This window comes from Agrobacterium sp. SORGH_AS 787 (assembly GCF_030819035.1).
GTDB classification, from domain to species: domain Bacteria; phylum Pseudomonadota; class Alphaproteobacteria; order Rhizobiales; family Rhizobiaceae; genus Agrobacterium; species Agrobacterium larrymoorei_B.
Window position 1 is genome coordinate 1,005,001 of sequence record NZ_JAUTBG010000002.1, and the last position, 14,075, is coordinate 1,019,075.

General features: G+C 57.8%; 12 protein-coding genes, 1 tRNA gene and 2 rRNA genes (1 of these 15 running past the window's edge). 14 read left to right on the plus strand and 1 reads right to left on the minus strand.

From position 1 onward, the window contains the following. The 4 genes from QE435_RS14115 to fdhA all read left to right on the plus strand — a co-directional run. A 23S ribosomal RNA gene (locus QE435_RS14115) occupies positions 1–1,011 on the plus strand; it begins 1,922 nt to the left of the window's first position. A gap of 246 nt (positions 1,012–1,257) precedes the next feature. After that, positions 1,258–1,372: ribosomal RNA gene (gene rrf, locus QE435_RS14120) — 5S ribosomal RNA — on the plus strand. 128 nt (positions 1,373–1,500) lie between these two features. Beyond that, positions 1,501–1,577, plus strand: a tRNA-Met gene (locus tag QE435_RS14125). 612 nt (positions 1,578–2,189) lie between these two features. Further along, positions 2,190–3,380: a formaldehyde dehydrogenase, glutathione-independent gene (gene fdhA, locus QE435_RS14130; RefSeq protein WP_349041755.1), complete on the plus strand. Its 1,191-nt coding sequence runs from the start codon at positions 2,190–2,192 to the stop codon at positions 3,378–3,380. Between the two features lie 96 nt (positions 3,381–3,476). Here fdhA and QE435_RS14135 read toward each other — a convergent pair whose 3' ends face one another. Next, positions 3,477–4,526: a Fe(3+) ABC transporter substrate-binding protein gene (locus QE435_RS14135; RefSeq protein ID WP_349041756.1), complete on the minus strand. Its 1,050-nt coding sequence runs from the start codon at positions 4,524–4,526 to the stop codon at positions 3,477–3,479. A gap of 173 nt (positions 4,527–4,699) precedes the next feature. Between QE435_RS14135 and rirA the strand changes: the two genes are divergently transcribed. The 10 genes from rirA to hutC all read left to right on the plus strand — a co-directional run bounded on the left by rirA (position 4,700) and on the right by hutC (position 13,875). Continuing rightward, the gene (gene rirA / locus QE435_RS14140; protein WP_062427286.1) at positions 4,700–5,176 is read left to right on the plus strand and encodes an iron-responsive transcriptional regulator RirA; all 477 of its coding nucleotides are present in this window, start codon (positions 4,700–4,702) and stop codon (positions 5,174–5,176) included. 136 nt (positions 5,177–5,312) lie between these two features. After that, positions 5,313–6,347: an AbrB family transcriptional regulator gene (locus QE435_RS14145; protein ID WP_309772092.1), complete on the plus strand. Its 1,035-nt coding sequence runs from the start codon at positions 5,313–5,315 to the stop codon at positions 6,345–6,347. Positions 6,348–6,515: 168 nt separating this feature from the next. Next, positions 6,516–7,427 carry an ABC transporter substrate-binding protein gene (locus QE435_RS14150; protein ID WP_349041757.1) on the plus strand — a complete coding sequence of 304 codons (912 nt, stop codon included), beginning with the start codon at positions 6,516–6,518 and terminating at the stop codon, positions 7,425–7,427. Positions 7,428–7,436: 9 nt separating this feature from the next. Next, positions 7,437–8,633, plus strand: coding sequence for an ABC transporter permease (locus tag QE435_RS14155; RefSeq protein WP_349041758.1), 1,197 nt, complete (start codon positions 7,437–7,439; stop codon positions 8,631–8,633). After that, positions 8,630–9,568 carry an ABC transporter ATP-binding protein gene (locus QE435_RS14160; protein ID WP_349041759.1) on the plus strand — a complete coding sequence of 313 codons (939 nt, stop codon included), beginning with the start codon at positions 8,630–8,632 and terminating at the stop codon, positions 9,566–9,568. The genes QE435_RS14155 and QE435_RS14160 overlap by 4 nt, the downstream gene beginning before the upstream one ends. Next, positions 9,565–10,320, plus strand: coding sequence for an ABC transporter permease (locus tag QE435_RS14165; RefSeq protein ID WP_349041760.1), 756 nt, complete (start codon positions 9,565–9,567; stop codon positions 10,318–10,320). The genes QE435_RS14160 and QE435_RS14165 overlap by 4 nt, the downstream gene beginning before the upstream one ends. A 98-nt stretch (positions 10,321–10,418) precedes the next feature. Further along, complete coding sequence (locus QE435_RS14170) at positions 10,419–11,360, plus strand: ABC transporter substrate-binding protein (RefSeq protein ID WP_349041761.1); 942 nt, start codon at positions 10,419–10,421, stop codon at positions 11,358–11,360. Between the two features lie 69 nt (positions 11,361–11,429). Next, positions 11,430–12,203, plus strand: a complete 774-nt coding sequence (locus tag QE435_RS14175) for an ABC transporter permease (protein ID WP_306930317.1) — start codon at positions 11,430–11,432, stop codon at positions 12,201–12,203. Then, positions 12,203–12,988, plus strand: a complete 786-nt coding sequence (locus QE435_RS14180; RefSeq protein ID WP_349041762.1) for an ABC transporter ATP-binding protein — start codon at positions 12,203–12,205, stop codon at positions 12,986–12,988. Before QE435_RS14175 ends, QE435_RS14180 begins: the two co-directional genes overlap by 1 nt. Positions 12,989–13,140: 152 nt before the next feature. Next, entirely contained in the window at positions 13,141–13,875 is a 735-nt protein-coding gene (gene hutC, locus QE435_RS14185) for a histidine utilization repressor (protein WP_349041763.1), read from the plus strand. Positions 13,876–14,075: the final 200 nt, after the last annotated feature.

Consider the following 14,075-nt stretch of genomic DNA (forward strand, 5'->3'; position numbering starts at 1 on the left):
GCTTTGAACTGAAGCCCCAGTAAACGGCGGCCGTAACTATAACGGTCCTAAGGTAGCGAAATTCCTTGTCGGGTAAGTTCCGACCTGCACGAATGGCGTAACGACTTCCCCGCTGTCTCCAACATAGACTCAGTGAAATTGAATTCCCCGTGAAGATGCGGGGTTCCTGCGGTCAGACGGAAAGACCCCGTGCACCTTTACTATAGCTTTACACTGGCATTCGCCAAGGCATGTGTAGGATAGGTGGTAGGCTTTGAAGCAGGGACGCCAGTTCCTGTGGAGCCATCCTTGAAATACCACCCTTATCTTCGTGGATGTCTAACCGCGGTCCGTTATCCGGATCCGGGACAGTGTATGGTGGGTAGTTTGACTGGGGCGGTCGCCTCCGAAAGAGTAACGGAGGCGCGCGATGGTTAGCTCAGACCGGTCGGAAATCGGTCGTCGAGTGCAATGGCATAAGCTAGCCTGACTGCGAGACTGACAAGTCGAGCAGAGACGAAAGTCGGTCATAGTGATCCGGTGGTCCCGTGTGGAAGGGCCATCGCTCAACGGATAAAAGGTACGCCGGGGATAACAGGCTGATGACCCCCAAGAGTCCATATCGACGGGGTTGTTTGGCACCTCGATGTCGACTCATCGCATCCTGGGGCTGGAGCAGGTCCCAAGGGTATGGCTGTTCGCCATTTAAAGCGGTACGTGAGTTGGGTTCAGAACGTCGTGAGACAGTTCGGTCCCTATCTGCCGTGGGTGTAGGAATATTGACAGGATCTGTCCCTAGTACGAGAGGACCGGGATGGACGTATCTCTGGTGGATCTGTTGTCCTGCCAAGGGCATAGCAGAGTAGCTATATACGGAATGGATAACCGCTGAAGGCATCTAAGCGGGAAACCAACCTGAAAACGAGTGTTCCCTATCAGAGCCGTGGAAGACGACCACGTCGATAGGACGGGTGTGGAAGTGCAGTAATGCATGAAGCTTACCGTTACTAATAGCTCGAGCGACTTCTTCGTTCCCATTGTTCATGCTCATCGAAGATGAGCATCATCTCTTCTGTCCTGACGCGCTTAGCGCTCCGGACGGGCCGCGCCACAAGGCGCGACGACCGCTGGTCTGTATGGCTGCCCAACTCAAACTCGAGAAAGGCAACACACAGACAGGTCGGAGAAAGACGTGTTCAAATCAAATAGAGCAAAACGCTCTCCAGCTTCTCGATACAACAGCACATGCAAAAGCATGTGTCAGTTGCGTTTCGCCGACCTGGTGGTTATCGCGGGGCGGCTGCACCCGTTCCCATTCCGAACACGGCCGTGAAACGCCCCAGCGCCAATGGTACTTCGTCTTAAGACGCGGGAGAGTAGGTCGCTGCCAGGTCTGCTAAACGCAACAAAAAAATCTTCTCAAATCACACTCCTCCGGCCAAGGCCGATACCAAAGGCCGCATCCAAAGCGGCCTTTTGCAGTTCTAAAGATTACTCGACATCCAAGTCGATCGCAGTCAACGCGGGGTGGAGCAGCCCGGTAGCTCGTCAGGCTCATAACCTGAAGGCCGCAGGTTCAAATCCTGCCCCCGCAACCAAAAAAACGAAGAAATTCAACACGAAAGCCCTCCCGTTGTGGATGGCTTTCTTGCGTTTTGGCGCTGGCACGGTGCTCTCTCCTAGTGATCCTCAGTAGGCCATGCGGAAAAACAAAGCGTAGGTCGCATTCTGTAAGGACGGAAATGTAATGACCCGGTACTGAGCGACGGGCAATTGAAATAATTAGTCAGCGCAAAAGCTCAGATCGAGAACTTACTGGCTTCACGTCTCGCCATAACCGTGAAGGCGCCCACCCCCAACATCCAGCATGAATCTTGCTCCGCGACATTCGCAGGAGGTCGATGTCTCGACCGCATCCTTGGAACCTGGACCTCAGTGTCGTTGAACACACAAGGCGTGTCGTAATCCAGAACGTTTACCTCGGCCTTGCGTGGTCTCCTGTCAGCATCGAAACGTCACTTGAGGAGGTGGCGTTACTTGCGTCGATGACCGGGTTCAACCGGTCAGAAGGGCGATCATTCTGGAGGATGCATTGGTGAGGAACAGGTAGTCCCACTCTTCACCGGATTATCCATTGATTGTCCTATAGTGAAGAATGTCGCTGCCCTGACGGCTTCGACATTGATGTTCAAACCATGGAGGAGATGGATATGAGCAGGAACCGAGGCGTTGTCTATTTACGGCCAGGTCAGGTGGAGGTTCGTGATATTGACGATCCGAAGCTGGAGGCGCCGGATGGGCGCAGGATCGAGCATGGCGTGATCCTGAAAGTCATTTCGACCAATATTTGCGGTTCGGATCAGCATATGGTGCGCGGTCGCACGACCGCCATGCCAGGTCTTGTACTAGGTCACGAGATCACCGGAGAAGTCATCGAAAAGGGCATTGATGTCGAGATGCTCGAGGTCGGCGATATCGTCTCCGTGCCCTTCAATGTTGCCTGTGGTCGTTGCCGGTGCTGCAAGTCGCAGGATACAGGCGTCTGCCTCACCGTCAATCCATCCCGCGCAGGTGGCGCCTATGGTTATGTCGACATGGGTGGCTGGATCGGGGGCCAGGCGAAATACGTCACCATTCCCTATGCCGACTTCAATCTTCTGAAATTTCCCGATCGCGATAAGGCAATGTCGAAAATCCGCGATTTGACCATGCTTTCGGATATCCTGCCGACTGGTTTCCACGGTGCGGTAAAAGCGGGCGTTGGCGTCGGATCTACTGTCTATGTGGCGGGCGCCGGTCCGGTCGGTCTGGCCGCCGCAGCCTCTGCTCGCATTCTCGGTGCAGCCGTCGTGATGATCGGCGACTTCAATAAAGATCGTCTGGCGCATGCGGCGAAGGTCGGCTTCGAGCCTGTGGATCTGTCCAAAGGCGATCGCTTGGGCGACATGATTGCCGAGATCGTCGGCACCAACGAAGTCGATAGTGCGATCGACGCCGTTGGATTTGAAGCTCGCGGACATGCCGGTGGTGAACAGCCTGCTATCGTTCTCAATCAGATGATGGAGATCACCCGTGCCGCCGGCAACATCGGTATTCCGGGTCTTTATGTCACGGAGGATCCGGGCGCTGTGGATGATGCGGCGAAGCAGGGAAGCCTGTCGCTGCGCTTCGGTCTCGGCTGGGCAAAGGCGCAGTCCTTCCACACCGGACAGACCCCGGTCCTGAAATATAACCGTCAGCTGATGCAGGCTATCCTGCATGATCGGCTACCGATCGCCGATATCGTCAACGCCAAGATCATTGGGCTGGACGATGCGGTGCAGGGGTATGAAAGCTTCGACCAGGGGGCGGCAACCAAGTTCGTTCTCGATCCGCATGGTGATCTGATCAAGGCGGCATGACCGCTTCCGTTGAACCAGATCAATAAGAAGCGCCCGCGATTTTGTCGCGGGCGCTTTCTTCTGCGTCAACCGATAACGCTTGCCGAGCCGCGCGACTTATTGCGACGGACCGTCATTAAAGCCGACTTCATCGACCAGCTCGGACGCCTCTTTCCGGTGCGCTGCGATCTCGGTCAGCGACAATGTGTCAGGCTTGATCGGCCCAAATCCTTTCACGACATCGGACGGCTGCGCGCCGGGAAGCACCGGATACTCGAACACCTGCTTGGTGTAGATTTCCTGCGCTTCTCCCGAAGCCAGGAATTCCATCAGCTTCAAGGCGTTTTCTTTGTTGGGCGCGTATTTCGTCATGGCAACGCCGGAAATGTTGACGTGGGTGCCGCGATCTTCGGCATTGGGGAAGATGACCTTGACGCTGTTGGCCCAGACTTTTTCCTCTGGTTCCTGCTCATTGGTCAGCATCAGACCGACATAATAGGTGTTGCCCAGCGCAATATCGCATTCGCCGGAATAGATGGATTTCGCCTGGCTGCGATCCGTGCCATCCGGCTTGCGTGCCAGATTGTTCTTCAAGCCTGTCAACCATGTGCGGGTGTAGTCCAACCCGTGATGGGCAATCATCGAGGCGAAGAGTGCGATGTTATAGGAATGCTGTCCGTCACGAATGCAGATCTTGCCCTTCCATTTGGGGTCGGCAAGCTCCTCATAGGTGATCGCCTGCTGCGTCACGCGCTCCTTGGAGGCATAGACGACGCGCCCGCGGGTCGTCAGTCCAAACCACTCGCCTTCAGGATCGCGAAGATTGGCGGGAATGTCCTTTTCTATGACAGGGTCGTTGAGGACCGGTTGCGTCACGCCGCCTTCCTTCGCTTCCACCAGCCGCGCGATATCCACGGTCAGCAGAATATCGGCCGGAGAATTGACACCCTCCGCTTGGATGCGCTCGACCAGACCCTTATCCAGGAACAGGACATTGGTCTCGATTCCGGTTTCCTTGGTAAAAGCGTCAAGCAGCGGCTGGATCAATTCGGGCTGGCGGTAGGAGTAGACATTCACCTCACCACCGGCGAATGCTGATGACGCGCTGCCACAGGCGACAGATAACACCGTACCAAGCGTCAGAAAGCTGGTTTTCAAGCTTGCCATGCCACAGGTCTCCGCTAGGATTGAATAGTGGAGTTGTTTGTTCATGAATCGGCAGGCCGGTCAACGGTCAACCGCGGGAGATCGAACGGGTAAGGAAGTTTTTTTCATGTCTGGAATTGTTCTAAACTGAAAAACAAACTATATAACTCCACATTACCGACTAGGAGATCAGCATGCGTTTGACCAAACAGACCAACTATGCAGTCCGCATGTTGATGTATTGCGCCGCCAATGACGGCAATCTGAGCCGCATTCCTGAGATTGCCAAGGCTTATGGCGTTTCGGAACTTTTCCTTTTCAAGATCCTCCAGCCGCTGACCAAGGCTGGTCTCGTCGAGACCGTGCGCGGTCGCAACGGTGGCGTGAAGCTTGGCAAGCCTGCCGACAAGATCAGCTTGTTCGACGTGGTCAAAGTCACAGAAGACAGCTTTGCCATGGCGGAATGCTTCGAGGATGGCGCTGTCGAATGTCCGCTTGTCGATAGCTGCGGCCTTAACTCCGCACTTCGCAAGGCGCTGAACGCGTTCTTCGACGTCCTGACCGAATATTCGATCGACGATCTCGTCAAAGCCCGTCCGCAGATCAACTTCCTGCTCGGTCTCGATCAACTGGCGCCGCGCGTCCATCCGACCCCGGTCGCAGCCGCCTGATCAGAGCGTCGAGCCTGTTTCCAAAAGCCTGCCCGCAAAACTGCCGGCAGGCTTTTCTTTTGGAAGAGCTTGATTTCAGCAGCGATGACGGCGCAAGTGGACGTCTACTGTTTGCGTTCTGATTCCCACCGGTGCCATGATCTCCATATCCGAGCTTTCTCGCCTTGCCCTGACCGTCTTCATCGGCAGTCTTGGCGCGCTGTTCGGGGTGCTCGTCGGTCTGCCGGCTCCCTTTCTCTGCGGCCCGGCACTCGCCGTTACCGCCGCAAGTCTTCTCGGCCTGACGCTCTCCGTGCCGAAGAACCTTCGTAACGCCACCTTCGTCATTGTCGGCGTATCGATGGGAACGAACATAACGCCAAACGTCTTCCAAGCTGCCAGAACCTGGCCCTTGAGCTTCATCGCAGTGCTGTTAACGGTTGTAGCGCTTCTTTATACAGCCTATTGGATCCTGCGCTTCCTCTTCCGTTATGACCACACGACCGCGATGCTAGGTGCGTCTCCTGGCCACCTCAGCTACATTATCAGCCTCACGGCGGAGACCAAGAGCGATCTCGCAACCGTCAGCGTCATCCAGAGTGTCCGTGTTCTGGCGCTCACACTCACCGTGCCGCTGATTGTCAAATATCTCGATCTCGTCAGCGTCGAGCCCTCCATCCTGCCGCCACCCATGCCAGCGCTGGAACTTGGCCTGACACTGCTGGCGTCCCTGATCGTTGGGCTCCTCTTCATGCGATGGCGCTTTCCGGCGGCACTGCTTCTCGGTGGTGTTGCTGTTTCCATCGGCTCACACGTCACAGGCTTCTCCAGCGGCGGGGTGCCGGATTGGCTAGCGATCCCCACCTATATCGTTCTGGGAAGCCTGATCGGCACGCGCTTCTCGCGCTCCTCGCTGAAAGACATGCGGAAAGCGTTTTTGGCTGGTGCCGTCGTGACCGTCGCGGTTGTCGTCCTCGCCTGTTCGGTCGCCGTTCTCGTCTCAAGTCTGACGGGTGTTCCGCTGAACGCCGTGATGATCGCTTTCGCGCCCGGTGGCCTTGAGACGATGGCAGCCATGGCGGTGATGATGCATGCCGATACGGCCTATGTCGGCTCGCACCATGTGCTGCGCCTGCTGTTTCTGTCGGTGCTCATGCCGTTCGTGATCGGCAAACAAGCGCGCGGGCGTTGAGCGTCAGGCAAGACACTTCGGATTTTCCCTCGCCCGCATTTTTCGCTGCAACTTTTTTGTCGCTTACCTCGTTACCTCGTGCTGAACCGGGGACAGTCGCTCATCAGTGTTGGTCAGAAAGACGAGGCATTGTCCTGCCCGAGTAACCTTTCCGAGTGGAGATTGCCCATGAATCGTCTGATGAAGCTGGCCGGCGCTGGATTCGCGCTTGCTCTCTACGCCTCGATTGCCCAAGCGCAGGTTGTCGTCTCATCCAAGATCGACACGGAAGGCAGCGTTCTCGGCAACATCATCCAGTCGGTTTTGAACGTCAACAATATTGCCACCACCGACCGGATCCAGTTGGGCGCGACGCCTGTCGTGCGAAAGGCGATCATCGCAGGCGAAATCGATATTTATCCCGAATATACCGGCAACGCCGCCTTCTTCTTCGAGAAAGCAGACGATCCCCTCTGGAAGGATGCCGCCAAGGCTTATGAAGAAGCCAAGACGCTGGATTACGATGCCAACAAGATCGTCTGGTTGTCGCCTTCTCCGGCCAACAACACCTGGGGTATCGCGGTTCGCAAGGATGTGGCGGAGAAGAACAATCTCAAGACACTGAGCGATCTCGGCAAATATGTTGCAGGTGGCGGCCAGATCGTGCTTGCCGCATCCTCGGAATTCGTGAACTCCGCAGCCGCTCTACCCGCCTTCCAGAAGACCTATGGCTTCACGCTGAAGCCGGAGCAGCTGATCACGCTCTCCGGCGGCGACACGGCAGCGACGATTGCTGCGGCCGCCAACCAGACCAACAATGCCAATGCTGCCATGGTCTATGGCACCGATGGCGGTATTGCGCCGTCTGGCCTCGTCGTCCTCATGGATGACAAGAACGTGCAGCCGGTCTATCAGCCTGCGCCGATTATCCGCGAGGAGGTGCTGAAGAAGCATCCTGACATCGAGAAGGTCCTGAAGCCGGTCTTCGAAAAGCTCGACCTCACGACACTGCAGGAGCTGAACGGCCGGGTGCAGGTGGGTGGAGAGCAGGCAAAGGCGGTCGCGCTCGACTTCCTCACCAAGAACGGCTTCGTAAAGTAAGAGGTGTCGTTGCGGAGCGAGAACGCCATTTCAAAGCCGCAGAGCGTCACACGACATGTCGATAAGGTCGGCGTGCTGATCTGCGGCCTGCTTTTCTATGCTGCGGTCGTTCCCCCTTTTGTCAGCTTCCGCGCAAACCGTATCGTGCAAGGGGAAGGGCGCCTTCTGCTGGACAGCATGCCGCCTCCCGTTGGTTACGGCCTGATCGGCATCATCCTTTTAGCCGCCGCGGTCGCGCTCTTCGCCGCTAATACAAAGATCCGTTTAGCAACCGCCTTTGCTGCACTGATCGCGCTCGCCGTTGCTGTCGGCCTTTCCGCTTCATCTCTGATTCCGCCTGAAAATACCTATGCCCGCGTGTCGGCGGCCAGCGGTTTCTGGTTGTTGCTTGCCGGGCTGGTGGTCCTGGCAACGGATGCGATTGCAAGACTTCGTCCCAAGCCTTTGACACGTCTCATCCTGCTTGCTCTCTCACTGCTGCTTCTCAGCGCCTTTCTGCTCTCCGGCCTTTGGAAGGATCTTTCCGTCATCAAGGAGTACCAGAGCCGCGCCGATATCTTCTGGACGGAAGCGCAGCGCCACCTTCAGCTGGCTCTGGGCTCTGTCATCGCCGCTATGCTGGCTGGCATTCCTTTGGGAGTGCTGTGTTTCAAGGAAGAGCGCATCCGCGCCGCCATGCTGAACAGCCTCAACATCATCCAGACCATACCGTCCATCGCGCTCTTCGGCCTGCTGATTGCGCCACTCGGCTGGATCGGAACCCATGTCCCGGGCGCGTCGGACATCGGTATTCGCGGCATCGGCGCCGCCCCGGCCTTCGTTGCGCTGTTTCTTTATTCCCTGCTTCCGATCGTTTCCAACACCGCCGTCGGGCTTGCGGGCGTATCCCCCGCTGTGCGCGATGCGGCGCGCGGCATCGGCATGACCGGTCGGCAAAGCCTGCTCAAGATCGAGTTTCCGCTGGCGCTTCCCATCATCTTGACTGGCATCCGCATCGTGCTGGTGCAGAATATCGGACTTGCGACGATTGCGGCGCTCATCGGTGGCGGGGGCTTTGGTGTCTTCGTCTTCCAGGGGATTGGCCAAACGGCCATGGACCTCGTTCTTCTCGGAACCATCCCGACCGTCATCCTGGGATTTGCTGCGGCAATTCTGCTGGATGCCCTGATCGACAGCAAACTCCTGTCACGAGGAAAAGCCGCATGATCGAAGTCGAAGGCCTCACCAAGCGATATGGCGAAGCGACGGTGGTCGATACTGTGACCCTCACCGTCCAACCCAGAAGCGTTACCGTCATCGTCGGCACGTCCGGCTCGGGAAAGACGACGCTTCTGCGCATGATCAATCGACTGGTCGAGCCGACATCGGGCCTCATTCGTATCGATGGGCGAAACGTTCTCGATCTGCCCGGTTTCGAACTCCGCCGCAGTATCGGTTATGCCATCCAGGGGCATGGGCTTTTTCCGCACAGAACAGTCTCGCAGAACATTGCGACCGTGCCGGAACTGCTTGGCTGGGATCGCCAGCGGGTTTCCGCCAAAGTCCACGAACTGCTCACGCTCTTTCAACTCGATCCAAAACTCTATGCTGACCGCTTCCCCAGCGAACTCTCAGGTGGTCAGCAACAGCGCGTTGGCGTGGCACGGGCATTGGCAGCCGAACCGAATATTCTTTTGATGGACGAGCCCTTCGGCGCGCTCGATCCAATCATCCGCGCCAAGGCGCAGGAAGATCTTCTGACGATCCAGAAAAAACTCGGTGTCACCATCGTGCTGGTCACACACGATATGGATGAGGCCTTCTTCCTGGCGGATCGGATTGCCGTCATGGATAAGGGAAAGATCGTGCAATATGGACCATCGGCGGAACTGGTCCTCAACCCGGCAACGCCTTTCGTCAAAACGCTGATCGGCGAGCGGGAAAGGCCTTTACGGCTGCTTTCCGTGGCAACCGTCTCCGAGATCGTCGAACCCGGAGAGGCGGAAGGCGAACCGCTTAACGGCAGCCTCAGCCAACGCGACGCACTGTCCGCCATGCTCTGGGCGGGACGAGACAGTCTCCCGGTTGTCGGCACCGATGGGCAGAAGATTGGCCGCATCCGGCGCGAAACACTCTTGCAGCAAGCTGTGGGCCGTTCATGACAAGTCCTCGCTATAAAGCACTGTTGGGGCCGGTCCTTCTGTTGGGACTTGCGCTGCTGCTTGTCGTCTTCCTGGCGAAACCAAGCATCTTTTCCCCGATCTTCTCGCCGCTTGTCCAGACCAATGCGCCCGCCATCTATCAGCAGGCCGACCTTCTGTCCCTGACGCTCTCCCATCTGGCAATCGTGGGGATGGCAACGGCGGCCGCCACACTGGTAGCGGCCACACTTGCCGTCCTTGTCAGCCGTCCATTTGGTCGGGAATTCCTGCCGCTGTCCCGCAGCATCGTCAATATCGGCCAGACATTTCCGCCCGTTGCCGTGCTGGCGCTTGCCGTTCCGACCATGGGGTTCGGGCAGAAGCCGACGCTGGTGGCGCTATTCCTCTATGCCTTGCTTCCGGTCTTTGAAAACACACTCACGGGCCTGATGACGGTCCCCGCATCCATCACCGAGGCAGCCCGTGGTGCCGGCATGACCGGCTGGCAACGCTTGTGGAAGATCGATATCCCGCTTGCCATGCCCGCGATCCTTGCCGGCATTCGACTATCCGCCGTCATCAGTCTCTCCACCGCGACGATCGGCTCGACCGTGGCAGCACGCACGCTGGGTGAAGTCATTATTGCCGGTCTGCAATCCAACAATCTCGCTTTCATCCTGCAGGGCGGTTTGATCGTGGCGGCACTAGCGGTGCTGATCCATAGTGTCTTTTCGATGCTGGAAGCCAGGGCCGCACGTCGTGCCGGTCGGTAACGCATTTTGTCTAGACAAATTATTTTCCCTGTGAATTAATGCTCCTTAAAGAAGCGGTGGACATCGCCGCTCAAAAATAGAGCAACAGGGGAACGATCATGAGAAAGACACTGGGTTTTACCCTTCTCGCCGCCGCACTCTTTTCCACCGCGGCCCACGCTGAAACACCCGTCACCATCGGAATGTCCGGCTGGACGGGCTTTGCGCCGCTGACACTCGCCAAGGAAACGGGCATTTTTGAAAAGAACGGCCTCGAGGTCGAGATCAAGAAAATCCCGCAGGCAAGCCGCCATCTGGCGCTGGCCTCTGGTGACATTCAATGCGCGGCAACCACCGTCGAGACATGGGTGGCCTGGAATGCCAACGGCGTGAAATCCACCCAGATCTTCCAGATGGACAAGTCTCATGGCGCGGATGGCATGGCGGTTCGCACTGATATTGCCAAGATTGCCGACTTGAAGGGTAAGACGATTGCCGCATCGGCACCGGGCACCTCGCCATACTTCTTCCTCGCCTGGATCCTCAAGGAAAATGGCCTGACGCTGAAAGACGTGAAGGTAGTCAACCTTGAGCCCGGCCCGGCAGCACAAGCCTTTGTCGCCGGCCAGAACGACGCCGCCATGACCTATGAACCCTATCTCTCCACGGTTCGTGCCGCACCCGACAAGGGCAAGATCATCGCCACCACGCTGGATTATCCGGCCGTCATGGACACCTTCGGCTGCACGCCGGAATTCCTCAAGGCCCACCCGGATGCGGCCAAGGCGCTGGCGACGAGCTACTTCGAAGCGCTCGACGCTATCAAGGCCGATCCTGAGAAGGCCTATGCCACCATGGGCGCGGATGTGAAACAATCGGGCGAAGCCTTCGGCAATTCCGCCAAGTTCCTCGAATGGCAGGACAAGGCGGCCAACCAGAAGTTCTTCGAAGGTGAGTTCAAGACCTTCTCGGAGAAGGCCGCCGATCTGCTCCTCGAAATCGGCGTCATCAAGTCGAAGCCAGATCTTTCGACGCTCGCCGATACCTCCTTCATCAAGTAATCGGCCATCACGTAACACAATCGGGCGCGGCTTGCCGCCGCGCCCTGCCTCATGACTGTCGGGATCGACATGCAGCCACTACAGCCTATCAAACACAGCACGCGGATTGCGCTCGGCATCCTGTTCTTCGTGCTGTTCTTCCTCGCCTGGGGCATCGCCACACTGGGTGGATTCGTTTCGCCGACCTTCCTCGCAGACCCCATCACTATGTTGAATGACGGGATCTATCTGATCACCGCGCAGGGCTTTGCCTATGATATCGGCATGACCATCTGGCGCGTGGTGGGCGGTTTCGTCTTGGCGGCGATCATCGCCGTACCGCTCGGCATCGCCATGGGCGCTTACAAGCCGATCGAGGCATTGCTGGAACCCTTCGTCTCCTTTGCCCGCTATCTTCCCGCCTCGGCCTTCGTGCCGCTGCTGATCCTCTGGGCCGGGATCGGTGAAATGCAGAAGCTGCTGGTGATTTTCATCGGCGCAGTGTTTCAGATCATCCTCATGGTTGCCGTCGCCGTTGCTGGAACCAGACGCGATCTCGTCGAGGCTGCCTATACGCTCGGTGCCAAAGATCGCGGCGTGGTGCGCCGGGTTCTCATCCCGGCCAACGCGCCGGATATTGCCGAAATCCTGCGTCTGGTTCTCGGCTGGGCCTGGACCTATGTCATCGTGGCGGAACTGATCGGCGCGTCGTCCGGCATCGGCTACATGATCATCAACAGCCAGGCGCTGATGGCAACAGGCCAGATCATTTTCGGCATCATCGTCATCGGCGTTATCGGCCTCATCTCGGACTTTGCCTTCAAGTCTCTCAATCGCAAACTGTTCGCCTGGAGGCTTGCCTGATGAACGAACTCGTCATCCAGGGTGTCAGCCGCACCTTTCCCGGCGTGCGCGGCGGTACGCCGACGCTCGCGCTGCAGCCGACCGACCTCGAAATCCCCAAGAACGACTTCGTCACCATTCTCGGGCCATCGGGGTGTGGTAAGTCCACTCTGCTTCGCATCATCGCCGGTCTCGATCGCCCGACCACCGGCAAGGTTCTGCTGGCCGGTCAGGAAGTGAAGGGACCGGGGGCTGACCGTGGCATGGTCTTCCAGTCCTATACGCTGTTTCCCTGGCTCACTGTGCGCGAGAACGTTGCCTTTGGCCTGCGCGAGCGCGGGGTGGCGGAAAAGGAAAAGTGGGACGTCGTCGACAGCTACATCGACAAGGTGGGCTTGCGGGGCTTCGAGAATCACTGGCCCAAGCAACTGTCCGGCGGCATGCAGCAGAGAACGGCGATTGCCAGGGCGCTTGCCAACGGCCCACGCATTCTGCTGCTCGATGAACCCTTCGGCGCGCTGGACAACCAGACGCGCGGCCTCATGCAGGAATTGCTGCTCGGCATATGGGAGCGGGAGCAGAAGACGGTCATCTTCGTGACGCATGATATCGAGGAGGCGGTCTTCATGGCCAACCGTGTGGTGACGATGTCGGCGCGTCCAGGCCGCATCAAGTCCATCACTCCTGTCGATCTTCCGCATCCGCGTCATTACACCGTCAAGGCCAGCCCGGAATTCTCGGAGCTGCGTGCGCGGCTGACCGAGGAAATCCGCGGAGAGGCAATTGTGGCGGCCACCCATGGCTAAGCTTTGGTGACGGTGATATCAGGCGGGCTATCAAAGCGCCGTGCGTCCTGTTGGATGCACAAAGGACGCTTTACCTTTTGGAAGATACGCATCGTGCTTTTCCGAAAAGCGATTTCCGATTTTCGGGCCGATGTGTAAACGGAACATGAACTATGGCTGAAGCGGCGGCACCGCAGGAAAAGTCCTTGCACGAACGCATCATGAGCGACGTGGAAGGCCGGATTCTGTCGGGCGAATGGCCGCCCGGTTATCGTATTCCCTTCGAGCACGAGCTGACGAAAGAGTATGATTGTTCCCGCATGACGGTGAACAAGGCACTGACCGAGCTGGTCAAGAAAGGCCTGATCGAGCGCCGCCGTCGCTCCGGCAGCTTTGTCACCCGTCCGCATGCGCAATCGGCGGTTCTGGAAATTCACGATATCCAGCGTGAAGTCCAGCAGATGGGACTCACCTATGGCTACCGGCTGGATGATCGCGAGTTGCGCAAGGCGACGTCTCAGGATCGAGCAGCACTGGAGGTCAAGGCGGGTGCCAGCATTCTCTCGCTGACCTGCCGGCATTTCACCGGTGACATTCCATTCTGTCTTGAAGACCGCATCATCAATGTCTCCGCCGTGCCGGAGGCAAGGGAAGCGGATTTCTCTTCCGTCGGTCCGGGGTCATGGCTTTTGCAGATGGTACCCTGGAGTGCTGCCGAGCATCGGATCCGCGCCATCTCCGCAGATCGGCGGATCGCCGATGCGCTGGCCATTCCTACCGGCACCGCCTGTCTGGTCGTTGAGCGGCGAACCTGGCACGGCCAGACCTATGTCACCCATGTCACGGTGACATATCCGGGTGATCGTCATGAGCTGGTAGCGCAGTTCCTGCCCATGCAGCAGCAGTGATTCCTGGCAAGCGAGCGTAAAAACATCGCTTCATCACGCAGGTTTTTCCAAAAGATGAGTTTACAGCTCCGGTTTCTGCGATGTATTAGTTGCTAATCTTACTCCACTTATAGCGGGGCGGGCTTGCATGTCCGCTGCTTCGGTGCGGGTAGGGGCTATGCCGATGCGTCTGGTCGTCGTGCAGTACAGAAACCCGGGAC

Bases quoted from the DNA above. Each gene is read 5' to 3' on its own strand.
- rirA (WP_062427286.1), top strand. From the start codon at position 4,700: ATGCGTTTGACCAAACAGACCAACTATGCAGTCCGCATGTTGATGTAT.
- QE435_RS14180 (WP_349041762.1), top strand. From the start codon at position 12,203: ATGAACGAACTCGTCATCCAGGGTGTCAGCCGCACCTTTCCCGGCGTG.
- QE435_RS14160 (WP_349041759.1), top strand. From the start codon at position 8,630: ATGATCGAAGTCGAAGGCCTCACCAAGCGATATGGCGAAGCGACGGTG.
- QE435_RS14150 (WP_349041757.1), top strand. From the start codon at position 6,516: ATGAATCGTCTGATGAAGCTGGCCGGCGCTGGATTCGCGCTTGCTCTC.
- fdhA (WP_349041755.1), top strand. From the start codon at position 2,190: ATGAGCAGGAACCGAGGCGTTGTCTATTTACGGCCAGGTCAGGTGGAG.
- QE435_RS14135 (WP_349041756.1), bottom strand. From the start codon at position 4,526: ATGGCAAGCTTGAAAACCAGCTTTCTGACGCTTGGTACGGTGTTATCT.
- QE435_RS14165 (WP_349041760.1), top strand. From the start codon at position 9,565: ATGACAAGTCCTCGCTATAAAGCACTGTTGGGGCCGGTCCTTCTGTTG.
- QE435_RS14145 (WP_309772092.1), top strand. From the start codon at position 5,313: ATGATCTCCATATCCGAGCTTTCTCGCCTTGCCCTGACCGTCTTCATC.
- QE435_RS14175 (WP_306930317.1), top strand. From the start codon at position 11,430: ATGCAGCCACTACAGCCTATCAAACACAGCACGCGGATTGCGCTCGGC.
- QE435_RS14170 (WP_349041761.1), top strand. From the start codon at position 10,419: ATGAGAAAGACACTGGGTTTTACCCTTCTCGCCGCCGCACTCTTTTCC.
- hutC (WP_349041763.1), top strand. From the start codon at position 13,141: ATGGCTGAAGCGGCGGCACCGCAGGAAAAGTCCTTGCACGAACGCATC.